Here is a 17,373-nt window from a genome sequence, read left to right on the forward strand (position 1 = left end):
CCTTACTTTGTCGCCACATCCGGGAGGATTCATGGATCATTGCCGCTGTTCCCTTGCCGTCGCCGCGCTGCTCTTGCCGGCCACAGTCGTTCCGGCCGCCGCTTCCACCAGCGTCTCCTGGCTGGACCAGCTGGGCGCGGAGCCCCGCTCGGACGGATTCCGTTGCCTCCATCTCTACCTGGACAGCCGCGATCGGCCGGCCGGAGCCTGCCTGGAGCACGGCTCGGGCCTGCTCCTCGACCTGCTGCCCATGGAGACCGCCCCCCAGGCCTTCGTCTGGATCTCCACCCCGGTGACGACCGACCGCGGCGAGCCGCACACCCTGGAACATCTGCTGCTGGGCAAGGGGCGGCGTGGTCTGGCCGTGGCCAAGGCCGAGGAATTCCGCCTGAGTTCATCCAGCGCCTTCACGGGTCAGCTCGAAACCTGCTACCACTTCAGCACGGCTCTCAGCCCGGCCGACTTCCTGGTGGAGTTGGAGGACCGGCTCGACGCCTTGCTGCACCCGGACTTTAGCGACGAGGAGATCCGCCGCGAGGTCTGCCACGTGGGACCCAAGGCACGCGGTGCCATCCTCGAAGCGGACGAGAAGGGGACGGTCTACACCGAGATGCTGTCGAGCTGGGACCACCCCTGGAGTCGCGCCCAGCACCGCCTCATGACCCACTGCTACGGCGCCGACCACCCGCTGGCCGTCAACCAGGGCGGCATCCCGGAGGCCATCCGGCGGCTGGAGCCCTCCCACATCCGCGCCTTCCACCGGGACTCGCACTTCCTGGGCAACATGGGCCTGGTGCTGGTGCTGCCTCCCGGCGAGGTGGGCGACGATCTGCTGGCCCGCCTGGACGCCATGCTGGGACGCCTGGAGCCGCAGGCCCCGGGCCTCCCACCACGCGGCCGCGCCATGCTGCCGACGCCGCCGGTGGCCGTCCCGCCACTGACGGAGGTGGTGGAGGTGCCCGGCGCCCGCGCCGACGAGCCGGCCCTGGTCCTCGCCGCCTGGACGCCGGCGCGGAAGCTGGATCGACCGGATGTCCTGGCCGCCCAGATCCTGCTCACGGTGGTGGCGCAGGGCGACGGCTCCGAACTGCACCGCGATCTGCTTGATCCAGTGGCAAGCCCGGATCCGCTGGGCGCCGCCTGGATCAGCGGCTGGATCAGCCGCGAGCCGGGCCAGCCCGTCTGGCTGGCCCTGGGCAGTGTGCCGCCTGCGCGCGTCACGGCGGAAGGCTTGGCCACGCTGCGCGGGCGCGTGCGGACCAGCCTGGAGCGCATCGCCGGCTGGCGGGAGGGTGATCCGGCTCTGGCGGCGCTGAAGGAACGGGCCCTGGCCCAGCTGACCAGCCGCCGCCGCCAGGGGCGCAGCCTGCTGGACCACCCCCCCGGCTTCGGCCAGCGTGGCACCGGCTCGTTCTGGGCCGACCACCTGCGCGAGTTGCGCGAGCGGGGCGGTTTCCACCTGCGCCTTGACGAGGAGGGCGACCTGGCCGAGGTGGAGCGGCGGCTGAAGGATCCAGGCAATCCCTTCGCCCCCTGGTTGGAGCGGATGGGCCTGCTCGCCGCGGAGCCGCACCTGGTGGGGACGCGCAGCAATCCGGCGCTGCTGGCGGAGAAGGAGTCTTCGCGCGCCGCCCGCCTGGAGGCTTTTGCCGACTCCCTGGAGCGCGCCTACGGCACACGCGGCCGCCAGGAGGCTTTGCGCCGCTTCCAGGCCGACTATGACAAGATGACGGCCCAGTTGGAGGCCGAGCGCGCCGGCCTGCCCACGCCGGCGCTGCCGGAGCGCCTGCCCCTGGACAACGACCCGGAGATCGTCGTGGACACGCTGCGCCTGGCGGGCGGCATCCCGCTCTGCCACGGTGTCTTTGAGGGCATGCAGGGCGCGCGTTTCAGCCTGGCGGCGGACCTGGTCGGGATCGGGGCGGACAATCCCTGGGTGGCGGCCCTGCCGGCCCTGCTGACTCAGGCCGGCGTGGATGGGGCCAAAGGCAAACTGGACTTCCGACAGGTGGAGGACGCCCTGCGCCGGGAGGTCTCCTGGGCGGGGGCCTGGCTGGACGCCGACCTGGAGGCGGGCCGCGGCGAGCTGGTGCTGGGCTGCGCCGGCGCCACGCCGCAGGAATGCGCCAAGGGCGCGCAGTGGCTGCAGCGCTTCCTCGAGGAGGCGGATTGGTCCGAGGCCAACCGGCCGCGCCTGCGGGAGATCGTGCGTCGCGAGCTGGCCAACATCCGCGAGACGCGCCAGGGCTCCGAGGAGAGCTGGGTGGAGGCGCCAGCGGCGGCCTGGCGCCAGCGCCACAACCCGGGCCTGCTGCGGGCGGGCTGCTTTCTCACGCAGGAGTTCGACCTGCTGCGCTGCGCCTGGCTGCTGGAGGACGGCTCCCCGGCGGTCATCGCCGCGTTGGAGGCCGTGGCCCGGTGGCCGGATTCCTGGACCGCCCCCGCCGCCGCCGATTCCTGCCGCGCCGCCCTGGCCCGTCTGCTGGATGTGCCGGCGTCGGACCGGCCCGCGGTCTGGGGCGGACACCCGACCCTGGGCGGTGGGAACGATGCCGGCGCCGCCATCACCCTGGGCGCCAGGGACTGCCAGACATTGGACCTCGCCCTGGGCGACCTGGCCGCCATGGCCGCCGAGCTGCCCGAGGACGGTCCCCTCTGGCCCGTCGTCTGCCGGGCCATGACGACCGGCCTGTCCGCGACCGCCGATCAGCGGCTGGATGGACTGCGGCAGCTGCGCTCCGACCTCCTGCGGCACGCCCCGGTCCGCGCCTGGTTCACGGGCGGCCGCCCGGCCTGGACGGACCTGATGCCGCCGGCCGCCGCGCTGGGCGGCCTCTTCCCCCAACTGCCCCTTGACCGGGCAAAGGCCGGGATCAAACGGGACGGACCGTCCGACCATCCCTGCCTGGGCCTGGTCCACCCCGGCTCCTCCAGCGGCGTGGTCATCATCAGCGCGCCGCTCACCCACCAACATGCCTGGGAGCGCGCGGGCCTGGTCGACTATCTGGCAGGCAACCTGCTGGGCGGCGGCGGCGACCAGGGCCTCTTCATGCAGACCTGGGCCGCCGGCCTGGCCTATTCCAATGGCATCCGCCCCCGGGAGCGCACGGGCCTCCTGCGCTACTACGCCGAACGCTGCCCGGACGCCGCCCAGACCCTGGGCTTCGTCGAGGACTGCGTGCACAAGGCCCCGCCCGTCGACCGGGCCCGGGCCGCGACCGCCCTGGTCGCCTCCTTCGGTGGATCCCGGGCGGCCCTGTCCTATGCGGAGCGCACCGGGCAGCGCGCCCTGGAGCTTCAGGTCGCACATGATCCCAGCCGGGGCGCCGTACCGCACGCGGCCGGACCAAGCCGCCTGGAGGAGCAGCGGGCCTTCCGCCAGGGCCTGCTGGACCTGCTGGCGGATCCGACCCTGGCCGACCAGCTGGAAGCGCGCAAGCTGCCCGTGCATGCCCTGGTCTTTCCCGGGTTGGGCGATCCCGCCTGGACTCCCGCGCCGGGCACCCAGTTCTTCCTAATCGGTCCGGAATCCCAGTTCGAGCTGATGGACCGCTACCTGGCGCGCCACGCCCCGGGCCAGAGCCTGCGCCGCCTGCGTCCCTGCCACTATTGGCTGACCGGAACGGAGCAGGCTCCGCCGACGCGATCGCCGGATGACGGGATCCGGCCATGAGGGCGCGCGAAATCCGCCTCCTCGTCGCCACCGGCAACCTTCACAAGCTCGAGGAGCTGCACCACGCCCTCGAGGCCGCCTTCGGCCCTGTTGAGCTGAAATCGCTGCGCGACTTCCCGGAGCTGGCGGAGCCCGTCGAGGACGGCGCGACTCTGGCCGAGAACGCCCTCATCAAGGCGCGGGCGCTGCACGCGCACTGCGGCGGGCTCTGCGTCGCCGACGACACGGGCCTGCTGGTGGACGCCCTGGACGGGGCGCCCGGCGTCCACAGCGCGCGCTGGGCGGGACCGGGCTGCAGCTACGCCGACAATGTCCGCCGCCTGTGCCGGCAGATCGGGCCGGTGCCGTCCGACCGGCGCCAGGCGCGCTTCGAGACGGTGCTGGCCGTGGTGGAACCCGACGGGGGCGAGACCCTGCTCCGCGGCGCCTGCCACGGGCTGATCCTCGATGCGCCGCGCGGCGAGGGCGGCTTCGGCTACGACCCGGTCTTCCTCGTGCCCGAGCTGGGCCGCACTTTCGCCGAGCTGAGCCTGGCGGAGAAGAACGCCCTCAGCCACCGCGGACGGGCCGTGGAGAAACTGGTCGCCTGGTTGCGCGAGGCGCGGGGCTGGTGAGTCAGCGCGGCTCTTCGTGCAAGAGGCGCGTCCAGCGCCGCAGCACGAAGAGCGTGGCGTAAGCGGCAAGGCCGGCCAGCAGGGCCAGGTTCTGCCCGCGGCTGAGCTCCACCGGCCGCCCGGCGAAGACCTCCCGCAGCACCAGGAGCAGCACGAAGAGGCCGATGAGGGCGAAGAAGCCGGAGAACTCCCGCCGCGCCACGTTCCGCCAGGAGAAAGCCAGGTCCCAGGGCCGCCAGCGGCTGAAGCGGGGCAGGAAAGCCGGCGTCTCCTCCGCCCAGCGCCGGAACTCCTCGCCGTACTGGCCCTGGATGAAGCGCTCCTCGCACAGCATGATGCGCTCGTAGATGAGGCCGAAGCCGCCCATCATGAGGAGGGCCAGCCACCAATTGGCGGGGAGCAGGGCGAGGCCCAGCCACATCAGCCCGTTGCCCACGTAGAGCGGATGGCGCACGACGGAGTACCAGCCCACCGTGTTGAGGCGCTTGGCCACCTGGACACTGGTGTTGCGGCCGCTGGTGCCGTCCGGGGTGTGCCCCACCACATCGGCGCGGATGAGCTGGCCAACCAGCGAGACGGCCAGGCAGGCCCAGATCCAGGCGGCGGGGAGGGGCCGCGGACCGGGCGCCAGCCAGAGGGCGAGGATCATGAGGGCGAGGAGCAGTAGCGGCACGTAGCTGCGCAGGCGGAAGAGGGTGTCCCCTTCGCGGCAGAGGCGGTCCTGCAGGTCCACATTCCCTCCGGCAATGGTATGACGAAACAGACTTCCTGGCGGGCGGGGCGGTGGCGGTCAACCGAAGGCGCGCCCCGTGCGCACGGCCACCGCGCCGTCGCCCTCCAGCTCCTCGCCGGCATGGTAGGAGGAGCGCACCAGCGGGCCGGCCTGGATCATCTCCACGCCGATGGACTTGGCGAAGCGTCCATACTCCAGGAACTGGTCCGGATGGACGTAGCGCTCCACCTCCAGATGCCGCTTGGTCGGCTGCAGGTACTGGCCGATGGTGATGAAACGCGTGTCATGGGCCTTCAAGTCGCGGATGAGATCCAGCACCTCGTCGTCCGTCTCGCCCAGGCCCACCATGAAGCCGCTCTTGGTGTGGAAGCCGGCCGCCGCCGCGCGGCGGATCAGCTCCAGGCTCTGGGCGTAGTCGGCCTGGGGGCGCACCCGGCGGTAGAGGCGGGCGACCGTCTCGACGTTGTGGTTGAGCACGTCGGGCTGCTCCGCCAGCACCAGGCGCAGACAGGCGGCGTCGCCCTTGAAGTCGGGGATGAGCACCTCGATGGTGGCTTGGGGCAGGCGCCGCCGCACCTGGCGGATGGTGAGGGCAAAGAGGCCGGCCCCCTTGTCGGGCAGCTCGTCGCGGTCGACGCTGGTGATCACCACATGCTTGAGCTGCATCTGGGCGGCGGCCTCGGCCACGCGCCCGGCCTCGTCCCAGTCCACCGTGCCGGGCCGGCCTGTCTTCACGTTGCAGAAGCCGCAGCTGCGGGTGCAGGTGTCGCCCAGGATCATGAAGGTGGCCGTGCCCTGGTTCCAGCACTCGTGCATGTTGGGACAACGGGCCTCCTCGCAGACCGTGACCAGCTGTTTCTCGCGCAGCAGGTGGTTGAGCCGGGCCACCCCCTCGCCGGAGGGCAGGCGCACGCGCAGCCAGTCCGGCTTGCGCGGGCGGGCGGGAGCGTCGCTCACCAGTCCCTCCTTCCCTTTTCATGACGGGGAAAGCGGCCTCTCGGGGCCGCAACGGGGTTGACAACCATGGACTTCAAGCCCACAAGAGCCGTCCATGAGGGTGGATGGGATCGAACCATCGACCTACGCCTTAAAAGGGCGCTGCTCTGCCACTGAGCTACACCCCCGACCGGCCCACGTCATGACACGGCTCCGGCGCAGCCAAGATAGGGCGGGTGGCCTAGGAGTGCAATGCGGCGCCGGCGGGGAGCGGCCTCACTCGTCGACGGCCATCAGCTGCCCGCCCTCCTTGCGGATGGACTCCTCCGTGCGGCGGTTCATGACAAGAATGGTGATGCGGCGGTTCATGGGATCCTCGGGCCGGTCCGGCAGCAGCAGGGCGGTGGAGGCGAGACCCACCACACGCCCGATCTTGCGGGGGTCCAGGCCGCCGCGCAGCATCTCCCGCCGCGCCGTGTTGGCGCGGTCGGTGGACAGCTCCCAGTTGGTGTAAGTGGGTGAGCCATAGGGCAGGGCGTCCGTGTGGCCGCTGATGCTGATGCGGTTGGGCACGGTGGAGATGACCGTGGCCAACTCCCGCAGCAGCTCCTGGGCGCCCGGCTCCAGGGTGGAGCTGCCCAGGGCGAACATGAAGCGCGCCTCCTTGTCCATCACCTGGATGCGCACTCCCTCGGGGGTCATCGCCACGTCGATGCGATCCCTGAACTGTTTCATGGCCTCGCTGGTGTTGATGGCGTCCTTGATCTGCGCCTCCAGCTGTTCCAGCCGCTGTTGGTCCCGCATGCCGCCCAGCCCTTCCTCGTCCGTCCCCCCCTCGCCGATGCCCGGCTCGGTGCCGGTGACGCCCTGGGAGCCTCCCAGGTCGACGGCATAGGGGTTGTTGAAGTAGCCCGAAATGGCCGCCTTCTCCTGGTCCGTGGCCTGGTTGAGGATCCAGAGCAGGAGGAAGAAGGCCATCATGGCGGTGGCGAAGTCGGCGAAGGCCACTTTCCAGGAGCCGCCGTGATGTCCGTGACCGGCGACGATGCGCTTGATGATGATGGGCTGTTCGGCCTGTTTCTGGTCCGCCATGGCCTATTCCTTCTTGCTGCCGCGCAGGAAGGCGCTCAACTCCTCGAAGCTGGGGCGGACGGCCGGGGGCACGGTCTTGCGCCCGAACTCCAGGGCGATCTGCGGCGCGTAGCCCTGGAGGCTGGCCATGAAGCAGGTCTTGATCGCCGTGTACCAGTCCGCCTCCTCCCGGGCCCGCCGCTCCAGGGAGTTGCTGAGCGGTCCGAACACGCCATAGGCGAAGAGGATGCCCATGAAGGTGCCGATGAGGGCGACGGCCACCTTGTGCCCGATCTCCTCGGCCTCGCCGCCCAGGGAGCCCATGGTGATGACGATGCCCAGCACGGCGGCCACGATGCCGAAACCGGGGAGGGCGTCGGCCACGCGGCTCACCGCCTGGGCCGGCTGCTCGGCCTCGTGATGGTGCGTGCTCAGCTCCACGTCCATCAGGTTTTCCAGTTGGAAGGTGTTCATGCTGCCGCTCACGACCAGGCGCAGGTAGTCCTGGATGAACTCGATGGTGTGGTGGTTCTGGAGCAGCTTGGGATACTTGGAGAAGATCTCGCTGCTCTCGGGATTGCCGATGTCCTGCTCGATGGCCACGAGGCCCTGGCGGCGGATCTTGTTGAAGACGTCGCCCATCATGGCGAAGAGCTGGAGGTAGTCGTCCTTGCCGTGGAGGTCTCCCTTGAGCAGGGAGGGTATGGAGCTGAGCACCCTCTTCAGGACGGAGAAGGGGTTGGCGATGATCATGGCGCCGAACGCGGCGCCGCCCAGGATGAGCAGCTCCACCGGCTGCCAGAGCACGCCGATGTGGCCGCCCTCGAGCACGAAGCCCGTGACGACGCAACCGAAAACCACCACCAGACCGATGATCAGGTTCACGCCAAGCCTCCTGCACCCTCACTCTTGCCGGTACATCCAGTGCCAAGCAGCCTGTCGGACTTGGCCACTTGGCGGTCTACATCGCCCCAATCGGTCCGGATTTTCCGCAATTTTCTTGAACAGACCACCAGTATGCCCTGCGAAAATTCCGAAAAACCGGCCTCGATTGGGGCGCGAATCCCATCCAAGGCCCAAGCCCGACAGGCTGCTAGTTTCCCGAGTGCCGACATGCCGTCATGATCGTCAAGAAGGGCCCTGATCCTTAGCGCCGGAGCTTCTCCCCTTGCGGCGACCCGCCGGGGCGGCTCCGGCATCCGGGAACTGGCGGTTCAGCCAATCCTCATCCACGTGGTCCAGGATGCGGGGATCGCCGGGCCGGGCCCCCATCAGGCGGGCGAAGCGCTCGTGTTCCTCATCGGACGGCGCTCCCGGCGAGCCGGCATCCTCCCTCGAAGCGGCTGCGGCAGTGTCCAGGCCGTCCTCCGCCTCATCGGACGGCAGCTCCAGCTGGCGTGCCCACCAGGCCAGCTCCTCCGGCCCCATCTCCTTGCCTCCCTTCACCACGCGCGGTTCACGGAATGTCCGGGGAGGAGCCTTGATCACGCCATGGCCGGCGGTTGCGTCAACCAGGCCCAGGCGGCGGGGCAGGAGGTCCGGATCCAGCTCGGCCATGCCCAGTTCGCGGGCCTGGCGGCGCAGCTCGGGATCGGCCGACACCAGGCAATAGCGGCAGGCTTCGCCGCGGCGCCGGGCATCCCGCTTCAGCCATGACGCGAAATCCTTCAGGGGCCCTGGCACCTGGACGAGGCGCAGGCCCGGCCCCGACTGACGGAAGGCCGGGTGCTGGGCAGGCAATCCGAAGAGGCAGAGTTCGACAGGGGCGGCCCCGGCCCCTGGCCGCTCCGCCAACGCGCCCCAGGCCTGACCGGGGCGGCTGGGTCGCAGGCGACGCAGGAGGAGTTCCATGCCCTGTCCGTCAACCAGATAGCAGATGAGGAGGCTTTCCATCACGCTGTCCGCCTCACTTATGCACAAATCGCCAAGCTCCCGCCGTCATCTTGTCCACACAGGCCGAAAGGTGCGGACAAGGCAGCGATCTCGTTCTGTGTCAACAATTACAGTCAAACACAATTCTCATGAAAAGCACCCTGGGCCCTTGACATTTCCGCAACGCACATTTTATCCACACTTGAACGACCGTTCATGATAAAAGGATGCGACTTCCGGAAGTCAGTCGGCAATATACTCCACTCCGCCAGCCGCCCCCCGCGGATGCGTTTAAACTCCATCGCGGACAGGAGCTTCCGGCGCGGTGGCCGCGACCATGTTGCGGGAATCCCCCACCACCGGGACCTCGCCCACCCGCAGTTGCAGATGCATGAAGTCCCGGGCGCAGATGACGGCCGGCCAGGCCGCCTCGGCGGCCTGGATGAGGGGGCGCAGGTCTCCCATGTAGCGCGTGCTGAAATGGGTGAGGGCCAGATGGCGGGCGGCCGCTTTGCGCGCCACCCCGGCGGCGTCGTCGGTGGTGGAGTGCTGGGTGCGACGGGCATGGTCGGCGTCGTCGGGCAGGAAAGTTGCCTCGTGGATGAGCAGATCCACGTCGCGGGCCAACGCAACAGCGTGCGGGCAAGGCGCCGTGTCCGAACATAAGGCGAGGCTGAGGCCGGAACGGGGCGGACCCACCACCTCCGCGCTCCGGATCACCCGGCCGTCCGCCAGCACCAGATCCTCGCCGCGGGTGAGGCGGCCCCGCTCCGGGCCGAAGGGCACGCCCAGGCGGTCGGCCAGGTCGGCGTCGAAGCGGCCGGGGCGCGGCTTCTCCTCGATGCGGTAGCCCAGGGTGTAGAGCCGGTGCTTGAGGGGCGCGGCCACGAGGCGGTAGTCGCCGGTCTCCAGCACCGTCGTCGGCTCGCGCAGGCCGCCCCACTCCTCGATCCGCAAATCATAGGAGAAATCAGTCTGGGACAGGCGCTTCATGAAGTCGATGTAGCGGACCAGCCCGGGCGGTCCGGCCAGATGCAGGGGCTCCTGGCGCCGGTTGAGCTGGAAGCTGGTGAGCAGGCCGATCAGGCCGTAGAAATGGTCCCCGTGGAGGTGGGTGATGAAAATGCGGTCGATGCGGCCGCGGCGGAAGCCGCTCACCTGGATTTGCCGCTGCGTGCCCTCACCCGCGTCGAAGAGCAGGCTCTCCTTCTCCATCATGACGACCAGGGAGCTGACATTGCGCCGGGGCGTGGGCGTGGCCGAGCTGGTGCCCAGAAAAATGAGGTCTATCATCGGCGGGACGACAACGTTGCAGTGTGTGGAATATGATTCAACTTTCCATCTAGTTGCGCATGGATCAAGTGTGCCACCTCAGTATTTATGAATGATGATTGTGAATGTTTCACCAGTGTTGTTCCTCAATCGGTTCTCTTCCGCCCTTATGAGGATAACAAAGCCAAGGCGGCTTGTCCCGACGGGGGCGAAACGCTACTCTGGCTGTTAACCCCATGACGGGCTTACCATTTGGGATTCAAGATAGATGGAAGGAGGAGAACATGAGCCGCATCACCCCGAACAACGTGCATGCCGTCATCGGCCGGCACATGCTGGTGGACGCCCTGGAGCTGGTCGTCGACCTCGAGCGCAGCCACGGCAGTTGGATCCATGACGCGCGCAGCGGCCGTGAGATCCTCGACATGACCAGTTTCTTCGCCTCCAATGCGGTGGGAATCAACCATCCCGCCATGATGGAGCCGGGCTTCATGGCGGAAATCGGCCGGGCGGCCATCAACAAGGTCACCAACAGCGATTTCTACACCCGCGAGATGGCGGAGACGGTCCAGGTCTTCGGCGAAGTGGGCATCCCCTCCTACCTGCCCTTCCTCTTCTTCATCGAGGGCGGCACCCTGGCGGTGGAGAACGCCCTCAAGACCGCCTTCGACTGGAAGCACCGCAAGAACTTGGCGGCCGGCCGCACCATCGACGAGAACCGCCTGGCCATCCTTCATTTCAAGCACGCCTTCCATGGCCGCTCCGGCTACACGCTCTCCATGACCAACACCCACGATCCGCGCAAATACATGTACTTTCCCCGCTTCGACTGGCCACGGGTGGATCCGCCCTACCTGCATTTCCCCGTGGACGCCGCCGAGACGGCCCGGGTGGCGGCCGCCGAGCAGGCCACCCTGGATCAGATCCGCGCCGCGGCGGCGCAGCGACCCCACGAGATCGCCGGCCTCATCATCGAAGGGATCATGGGCGAGGGCGGGGACCGGCATTTCCGCACGGAATTCTTCCAGGCTCTGCGCCGGCTCTGCGACGAGCTGGAGATCTTCTTCATCATCGACGAGGTGCAGAGCGGCATGGGGATGACGGGCGCCTTCTGGGCCCACCAGCACCACGGCATCAAGCCCGACGTCATCGCTTTCGGCAAGAAGGCGCAGGTCTGCGGCATCCTGGCCGGGCCACGGGTGGACGAGGTGGAGCGCAATGTCTTCCGCGAGCCCTCCCGCATCAACAGCACCTGGGGCGGCAACCTGGTGGACATGATCCGCTTCCGCCGCATCCTGGAGATCATGCGCGACGAGAACCTGGTGGAGAACGCCCGCATCATGGGCGATCGCCTGCTGGCCGGCCTGCATGAGATGGAGGCCCGCCACGACCAGGTCCGCGACACGCGTGGCAAAGGCCTCATGTGCGCCCTGGACGTGGATCTCGCCCAGCGCCCGGCCATCAAGAAACGCTGCTACGAGCGCGGCATGCTGGTCCTGCCTTGCGGCGAATGCAGCATCCGCATCCGGCCGCACCTGGCGGTGACGGCCGACGAGATCGACCGCTGCCTGGAGATCCTGGACGGGGCGCTGGCGGGCTGAGCGGGTCCAGCAGCGCGTGGGTCCTGGGCGGACCCACACGCCCATGAGTCTGACAAGAAGCGGGGAGGGGCGCGGGCAGGCGCCCCTCCTTTTATCACATTCCGCCATGGAACACTTGTCCCTGGATCTGCCGGCCGTGCACGGCCATCTGGTGCGCTTTCTGCGCGAATCCGTCACCGGCGCCGGCTTCCGCCGCGCCGTGCTGGGCCTCTCCGGCGGGATCGACTCGGCCCTGGTCGCCGCCCTGGCCGTGGAGGCCCTGGGCGCGGAGCAGGTGCTGGGCTTGATCCTCCCCTGGCGCACCTCCCAGCCCGCCTCCGTCGACGATGCCCGCCAGCTGGCCGAGCAGCTGGGCATGCCAGTCCGCCGGATCGACATCTCGCCCATGGTCGACGCCTTCAGCACGGCCCTGGCCGGGGCGGGAGCACCCATCGACCCGCCCGACGCCCGCCGGCTGGGCAACGTGATGGCCCGCTGCCGCATGGTCTGCCTGTTCGACGCGGCCATGGCCTGGCAGGCCCTCCCCCTGGGCACCTCCAACAAGAGCGAGCTGCTGCTGGGCTACGGCACCTGGCATGGCGACCTGGCCAGCGCCGTCAATCCCATCGGCGACCTCTACAAGCAGCAGGTCTTCGCCCTGGCCCGGCACCTGGGCCTGCCCGCGGCCATCATCGACAAGGCCCCCAGCGCCGACCTCGAGGAGGGGCAGACAGACGAGGGCGACCTGGGCTGGAGCTACGAGCTGATCGACCGCATCCTGGTGCGCGCCGTGGACCAGCGCCGCGACCGGGCCTCGCTGCTGGCAGAGGGCTTCGCCGGGAAGGACGTGGACGGCATCCTGGACCGCGTGGCCCGCAACCATTTCAAGCGCATGCCGCCCGTCATCGCCAAGGTGGGGCTGCGCGCCATCGGCGCGGATTGGCTCTACCAGCGGGACAGCCTGCGGTGAGCGCCCCGGCGGGCCGCGCCGGACGGCTGGTCCTTGTGCCCACGCCCATCGGCAACCTGGGCGACATGACGCTGCGGGCGGTGGAGGTGCTACGCGCGGCCGACCACATCGCGGCGGAGGACACGCGCAGCTCGCGCCGCCTGCTGGATCACTTCGGCGTCGCCACGCCCATGAGCAGCTACCATGATTTCTCCACGGAGCGGGAACGTGGACGGCTGGTGGCCCGTTTGCGCGCGGGCGAGACGGTGGCCCTCATCAGCGACGCCGGCATGCCGGGCATCTCGGACCCGGCCTACCGCCTGGTCAACGCGGCGCTGGAGGCCGGCTGCGCGGTGAGCGCGCTGCCGGGGGCAAGCAGCATCCTGCCCGCCCTGGCGGCAAGCGGCCTGCCCACCGACCGCTTCCGCTACATCGGCTTCCTGCCGCGCAAGAAGGGGCGGCAGACCGCCTACGGGGAGTTGGTCGAGGCCGCCGAGACGACGGTCTTCCTCGAGGCGCCGCACCGCTTGGCGGACACGCTGGAGGCCCTGGCGGAGCGGATCCCGGCGCGGCGCCTCTGCGTGGCGCGGGAGATCAGCAAGTTGCACGAGGAGTTCCTGCGCGGAACGGTGCGCGAACTCCAGGAGCATTTCGCGGCGGCGGGCATCCGGGGCGAGTTCGTGCTCGTGCTGGAGGGGACCCGGGCCGAGAGCCGGCGGCGTCGGCAGGACGGCGCAAGCAGCGAGGACGAGCTCTGATGTATCCCACCCTGTTCCAGATCGGCCACTTCCGGCTTTCCACCTACGGCTTCATGATGATGGTGGCCTTCCTGGCCGGCATCACCCTGGCCATCCGGCGGGGCCGCGCGCGGGGCATCGAGAAGACCTTCATCCAGGACCTGTCGGCCGTCATCCTGCTCGCGTCGCTGGCCGGCGCCCGCCTCCTTTACGTGGCCACCCACCTGGACGAGTTCAGGGGCGACTGGCTGGCCGTGATCAACCCCTTCCAGCAGGACGGCAACTTCGGCATCGCCGGACTGGTCCTGCTGGGCGGCGTGCTGGCCGCCATCCCCGCCACCGTCTGGTACTCCCGCAGACGGGGCCAGCATGTGCTGGAGGTCGTCGACCTGCTCTCCCCCAGCCTGGCCCTGGGCATGGCCCTGGGCCGGGTGGGCTGCCTGCTCAACGGCTGCTGCTACGGCAAGGCCTGCGAGTGCGCCTGGGCCATCACCTATCCGTCGCACAGCCCCCTGCACAGCCTGGGAGCGGTGCATCCCACCCAGCTCTATCTCATCGTGGGCAACCTGGCCCTGATGACGATCCTGCTGCTGGCGGCCCGGCGCCGGTCCTTCCCGGGCCGGATCTTCGCCCTCTTCCTGCTGCTCTACTCCCCCTTGCGTTTCACGGTGGAGTTCATGCGCGACCACGAGGCGGCCATGATCATCGGCCGCCTGGGCGGCTGGGATGTCACCACCAGCCAGTTGCTCACCCTGGGCATGTTCATCATGGGCGCCATGCTCTACGCCTGGTGGCGCCGCCTGGCCCAATCCATGCCAAGCGGAGAGGGTCCCCGATGAAGGGTCTCCTGCTCAGTTTCGAGGGCCTGGACGGCTGCGGCAAGAGCACGCAGCTGCGCCTGGCGGCGGACTGGCTGCGCGCCCGTGGCGAGGATCCGGCCGTCTACCGCGAACCGGGCGGCTCCACCGTCTCGGAAGCCATCCGCGCCATCCTGCTCGACACCGCCCACACGGCCATGGCCGGCGAGACAGAGCTGCTCCTCTACACGGCGGCGCGCGTCCAGCTGCTGCGCGAACGAGTCCTGCCCGACCTGGCGGCCGGTCGCATCGTCCTCCTGGACCGCTTCGCCGACAGCACGACGGCCTACCAGGGCCACGGACGCGGCCTTCCGCTGGATCTGGTGGAGGACCTCAACGCCCAGGTGCGGCGCCTGGCCTGGCCCCGGCGCACCTGGTGGCTGGACCTGCCCGTGCGGACGGCCCTCGCCCGTTGTTCCGGCGAGGACCGCCTGGAACGCTCCGGCATGGAGTTCTTCACCCGGGTGGCGGAGGGCTACGCCGCCATCGCCGGCCTGGAACCCGACCGGGTGCGGCGCGTGGACGCCGCCGGCGCTCCCCCCGTCGTCTTCGCCCGCATCGAGCCCGACCTCGCCCGCCTGATCACAGGCAGAAAGGATCTCCCATGACACGCCGGCCCACCCTCATCCTCGTCCTGCTGGTCGCCCTGGCCACCTTGCCACTTCCGGCCGCGAACCGGGCGCCGGACCGGGACACCTACATGCGCCAGGTCCACGACAACCTGGTCCGCTTTGGCGAGGTCTACCGCAACCTGGCCTTCCGCTACGTGGACCAGATCAACCCGGAGGCGGCGATGACGGCCGCCATCCGCGGCCTGATGGACGAGCTGGACCCCTACTCGGACTACTATCTGGAGGAAGCGGCGCAGGATCTGGACGACATGTCGCGCGGCCAATACGGCGGCATCGGGATGGAGGTGGGCCTGCGCGGCTCCGACAAGCGCGTCACCGTGATCAGCCCCTTCGAGGGCTCGCCCGCCTGGAAGGCCGGCCTCCTGCCGGGCGACGAGATCGTCACGGTGGACGGCGCGCCGGTCACGGGCAAGGCCCTGTCCGACGCCGTCCGCCTCATCAAGGGCGAGGTCGGCACCAGCGTCACCCTCGGCATCCGCCGCGCCGGCGCCAAGGAGGTGCAGGACTACACCCTGACCCGGCAGTTGATCGCCATCCAGGACGTCAAGTTCGCCGAGATGACGGACCCCGCCACCGGCACGGGCTACATCCGGCTGGCGCGTTTCTCCGGCCAGGCGGGGGAGGATCTGGCGGCCGCCCTCGAGCAGCTCAAGGCCCAGGGCATGCGCCGCCTGGTGCTGGATCTGCGCGGCAACCCGGGCGGCCTCCTGCGCGAGGCGGCGGCCGTTGCCGAGCTCTTCCTTGAGCAGGGCCAGACCATTGTCGTCACCCGTGGGCGCAACCGCGAAGTGATCAAGGAAATCCAGAGCACGCGGGCGCCGGTCTTCCGCGGCGAGATGGCCGTGCTCATCGACGGCGGCAGCGCCAGCGCCAGCGAGATCGTGGCCGGCAGCCTGCAGGACCACGACCGCGCCGTCATCGTGGGAGAGCAGAGCTTCGGCAAGGGCCTCGTGCAAAGCGTGCTGGACCTGGACGACGAGGCCAAGGTCAAGTTGACCACCGCCCGCTATTACCTGCCCTCCGGCCGCCTCATCCAGCGCATCGACTACTTCGAGGACAACGAGGTGCTGGACCACCTGGCCGACTCCACCCTGGCCGACACCCTCTTCCAGACGCTGGGCGGCCGCCAGGTGATCGGCGGGCGCGGCGTCAGCCCGGACGTGGAGGTCCAGGCGGAGCGCCAGCCCTGGGTCGTGCTGGAGTTGTGGCGGGGCGCCCATTTTGTCAACTATGTCGCAGATCGCACCGCCGCCGGTTACGCCTTCCCGCCCACCAGCGATGACCGCCTCCTGGACGATTTCCAGGCCTATCTCGACGAGCAGGAGTTCCAGTTCCAGCCGCGGGGCACGGTCCAGCTGGATGAACTGGACAAGATCCTGGCGGAGGATGAGGCAGGTGAGGCGGGCCGCCGGGCGCTGGCCGCCTTGCGCGCCGTGATGGCGGATAACCTGGCCCAGCAGTTCAAGGCCCATGGGGAGGCCATCTCCCGCATGCTGGATCTGGAGCTGGTCAGCCAGCGCGAGGGCCAGACGGCCCGCGCCCGGGAGGCCCTGCGCCACGACGAGGCCTACCGGCAGGCCATGGCGCTGCTGGCTTCATCGTCCGGCGAGTATGAGCGCGCCCTGGGCCTGCCGGGCAGATGAGGCCGGCGCCTCCCGACGACGACGGCGGCCCGATCGTCCTCCTGGACTTCGATGGAACGATCACGCGTGATCGCGCCGGGAATCCGATCGTCTTCCTGGACTTCGATGGCACCATCACGGTGGACGACACCCTGGTCCTCCTGCTGGATCGCTTCGGCCGGCGGCTGCCCGACGGCCGGGACTGGCGGGCGATCGAATTCGACGACAGCCTGCCCGAGCGGGTGAAACTGCAGGCCGAGCTGGACCTGCTCGAGGTCGGGCTGGACGAGGCGCTGGCCTGGCTGGACGGAGCCAGCCGGCTGCGTCCCGGCTTCGCGGATTTCCTGGCCTGGGCGGGGCGCCACGGCCTGCAGCCCACCGTGCTCAGCGGCGGCCTCCTGCCCATCATCGAGCACGCCCTGGGACCCTTGCGCCGGGAACTGCACGCCATCCACGCCAACGACCTGCGCCTGGAGTCGGGCCGCTGGCTGGCCCTGCCTCCCGCCACGCCCCGCCTGCGCGGGTTGTGCAACCACTGCAAGACCTGGCACCTGCGCGAGGCCGCCGCGGCCCGGCGGCCGGTCATCTATATCGGCGACGGCAGCACGGACTTCTGTCCAGCGCGCGAGGCGGACCTCGTCTTCGCCCGCTCCTCCCTGGCCACACAGATGGAGGGCGAAGGGAGAAGCCATCTCCCCTTCGTTACCTTTGCCGACGTGATCCGGCGGCTGGAAGGGCTGACCCTCCGTCCGGAATCGTCCGGCCAGGCCCTGGGCCGGGCCAGGGGCCAGTCAGGCCGCTGACCGGCGCCTCAGCCCACAGACA

Annotated in this window: 15 protein-coding genes and 1 tRNA gene; 9 read left to right on the forward strand and 7 right to left on the reverse strand. The window is 69.6% G+C overall.

Features of this window, described 5'->3' with window-relative positions; translation table 11 throughout:
• Positions 1-31 precede the first annotated feature (31 nt).
• Positions 32-3,673, forward strand: coding sequence for a hypothetical protein (locus Q8O14_01060; protein MDP2359330.1), 3,642 nt, complete (start codon positions 32-34; stop codon positions 3,671-3,673).
• Positions 3,670-4,287, forward strand: a complete 618-nt coding sequence (rdgB, locus tag Q8O14_01065) for an RdgB/HAM1 family non-canonical purine NTP pyrophosphatase (protein MDP2359331.1) — start codon at positions 3,670-3,672, stop codon at positions 4,285-4,287. The genes Q8O14_01060 and rdgB overlap by 4 nt, the downstream gene beginning before the upstream one ends.
• A gap of 1 nt (position 4,288) precedes the next feature.
• On the opposite strand, the gene Q8O14_01070 is transcribed toward rdgB, so the two are convergent.
• The 7 genes from Q8O14_01070 to Q8O14_01100 all read right to left on the reverse strand — a co-directional run bounded on the left by Q8O14_01070 (position 4,289) and on the right by Q8O14_01100 (position 10,192).
• Entirely contained in the window at positions 4,289-5,020 is a 732-nt protein-coding gene (locus Q8O14_01070) for an isoprenylcysteine carboxylmethyltransferase family protein (GenBank protein ID MDP2359332.1), read from the reverse strand.
• A 57-nt stretch (positions 5,021-5,077) separates the two neighbouring features.
• Complete coding sequence (lipA, locus tag Q8O14_01075; protein ID MDP2359333.1) at positions 5,078-5,977, reverse strand: lipoyl synthase; 900 nt, start codon at positions 5,975-5,977, stop codon at positions 5,078-5,080.
• A 95-nt stretch (positions 5,978-6,072) separates the two neighbouring features.
• A tRNA-Lys gene (locus Q8O14_01080) sits at positions 6,073-6,144 on the reverse strand.
• 88 nt (positions 6,145-6,232) lie between these two features.
• A complete protein-coding gene (locus Q8O14_01085) occupies positions 6,233-7,048 on the reverse strand; it encodes a flagellar motor protein MotB (protein MDP2359334.1) in 816 nt (271 codons plus the stop codon).
• 3 nt (positions 7,049-7,051) lie between these two features.
• Positions 7,052-7,912, reverse strand: a complete 861-nt coding sequence (gene motA / locus Q8O14_01090; protein MDP2359335.1) for a flagellar motor stator protein MotA — start codon at positions 7,910-7,912, stop codon at positions 7,052-7,054.
• 243 nt (positions 7,913-8,155) lie between these two features.
• On the reverse strand, positions 8,156-8,923 hold the full coding sequence (locus tag Q8O14_01095) for a hypothetical protein (protein MDP2359336.1): 768 nt from the start codon (positions 8,921-8,923) through the stop codon (positions 8,156-8,158).
• A gap of 267 nt (positions 8,924-9,190) precedes the next feature.
• Entirely contained in the window at positions 9,191-10,192 is a 1,002-nt protein-coding gene (locus Q8O14_01100) for a ribonuclease Z (protein MDP2359337.1), read from the reverse strand.
• A gap of 263 nt (positions 10,193-10,455) precedes the next feature.
• Here Q8O14_01100 and lat point away from each other — a divergent pair, with 263 nt between their 5' ends.
• From lat to Q8O14_01135, 7 genes are read left to right on the forward strand one after another with little or no spacing between them, the layout of a single operon-like run.
• Positions 10,456-11,772: an L-lysine 6-transaminase gene (gene lat / locus Q8O14_01105; protein ID MDP2359338.1), complete on the forward strand. Its 1,317-nt coding sequence runs from the start codon at positions 10,456-10,458 to the stop codon at positions 11,770-11,772.
• Positions 11,773-11,815: 43 nt separating this feature from the next.
• Complete coding sequence (locus Q8O14_01110; GenBank protein ID MDP2359339.1) at positions 11,816-12,721, forward strand: NAD+ synthase; 906 nt, start codon at positions 11,816-11,818, stop codon at positions 12,719-12,721.
• Positions 12,718-13,458 (forward strand): 16S rRNA (cytidine(1402)-2'-O)-methyltransferase, encoded by a 741-nt coding sequence (rsmI, locus tag Q8O14_01115; GenBank protein MDP2359340.1) that lies wholly within the window; start codon positions 12,718-12,720, stop codon positions 13,456-13,458. The genes Q8O14_01110 and rsmI overlap by 4 nt, the downstream gene beginning before the upstream one ends.
• A complete protein-coding gene (gene lgt / locus Q8O14_01120; protein ID MDP2359341.1) occupies positions 13,458-14,276 on the forward strand; it encodes a prolipoprotein diacylglyceryl transferase in 819 nt (272 codons plus the stop codon). The genes rsmI and lgt overlap by 1 nt, the downstream gene beginning before the upstream one ends.
• Positions 14,273-14,902, forward strand: a complete 630-nt coding sequence (tmk, locus tag Q8O14_01125) for a dTMP kinase (GenBank protein ID MDP2359342.1) — start codon at positions 14,273-14,275, stop codon at positions 14,900-14,902. Before lgt ends, tmk begins: the two co-directional genes overlap by 4 nt.
• Positions 14,899-16,569 (forward strand): S41 family peptidase, encoded by a 1,671-nt coding sequence (locus Q8O14_01130; GenBank protein ID MDP2359343.1) that lies wholly within the window; start codon positions 14,899-14,901, stop codon positions 16,567-16,569. Before tmk ends, Q8O14_01130 begins: the two co-directional genes overlap by 4 nt.
• Positions 16,566-17,351: an HAD-IB family phosphatase gene (locus Q8O14_01135; GenBank protein ID MDP2359344.1), complete on the forward strand. Its 786-nt coding sequence runs from the start codon at positions 16,566-16,568 to the stop codon at positions 17,349-17,351. Before Q8O14_01130 ends, Q8O14_01135 begins: the two co-directional genes overlap by 4 nt.
• Positions 17,352-17,373 lie beyond the last annotated feature (22 nt).

Source organism: bacterium, from assembly GCA_030685015.1.
Taxonomy (GTDB): Bacteria; CAIWAD01; CAIWAD01; order CAIWAD01; family CAIWAD01; genus CAIWAD01.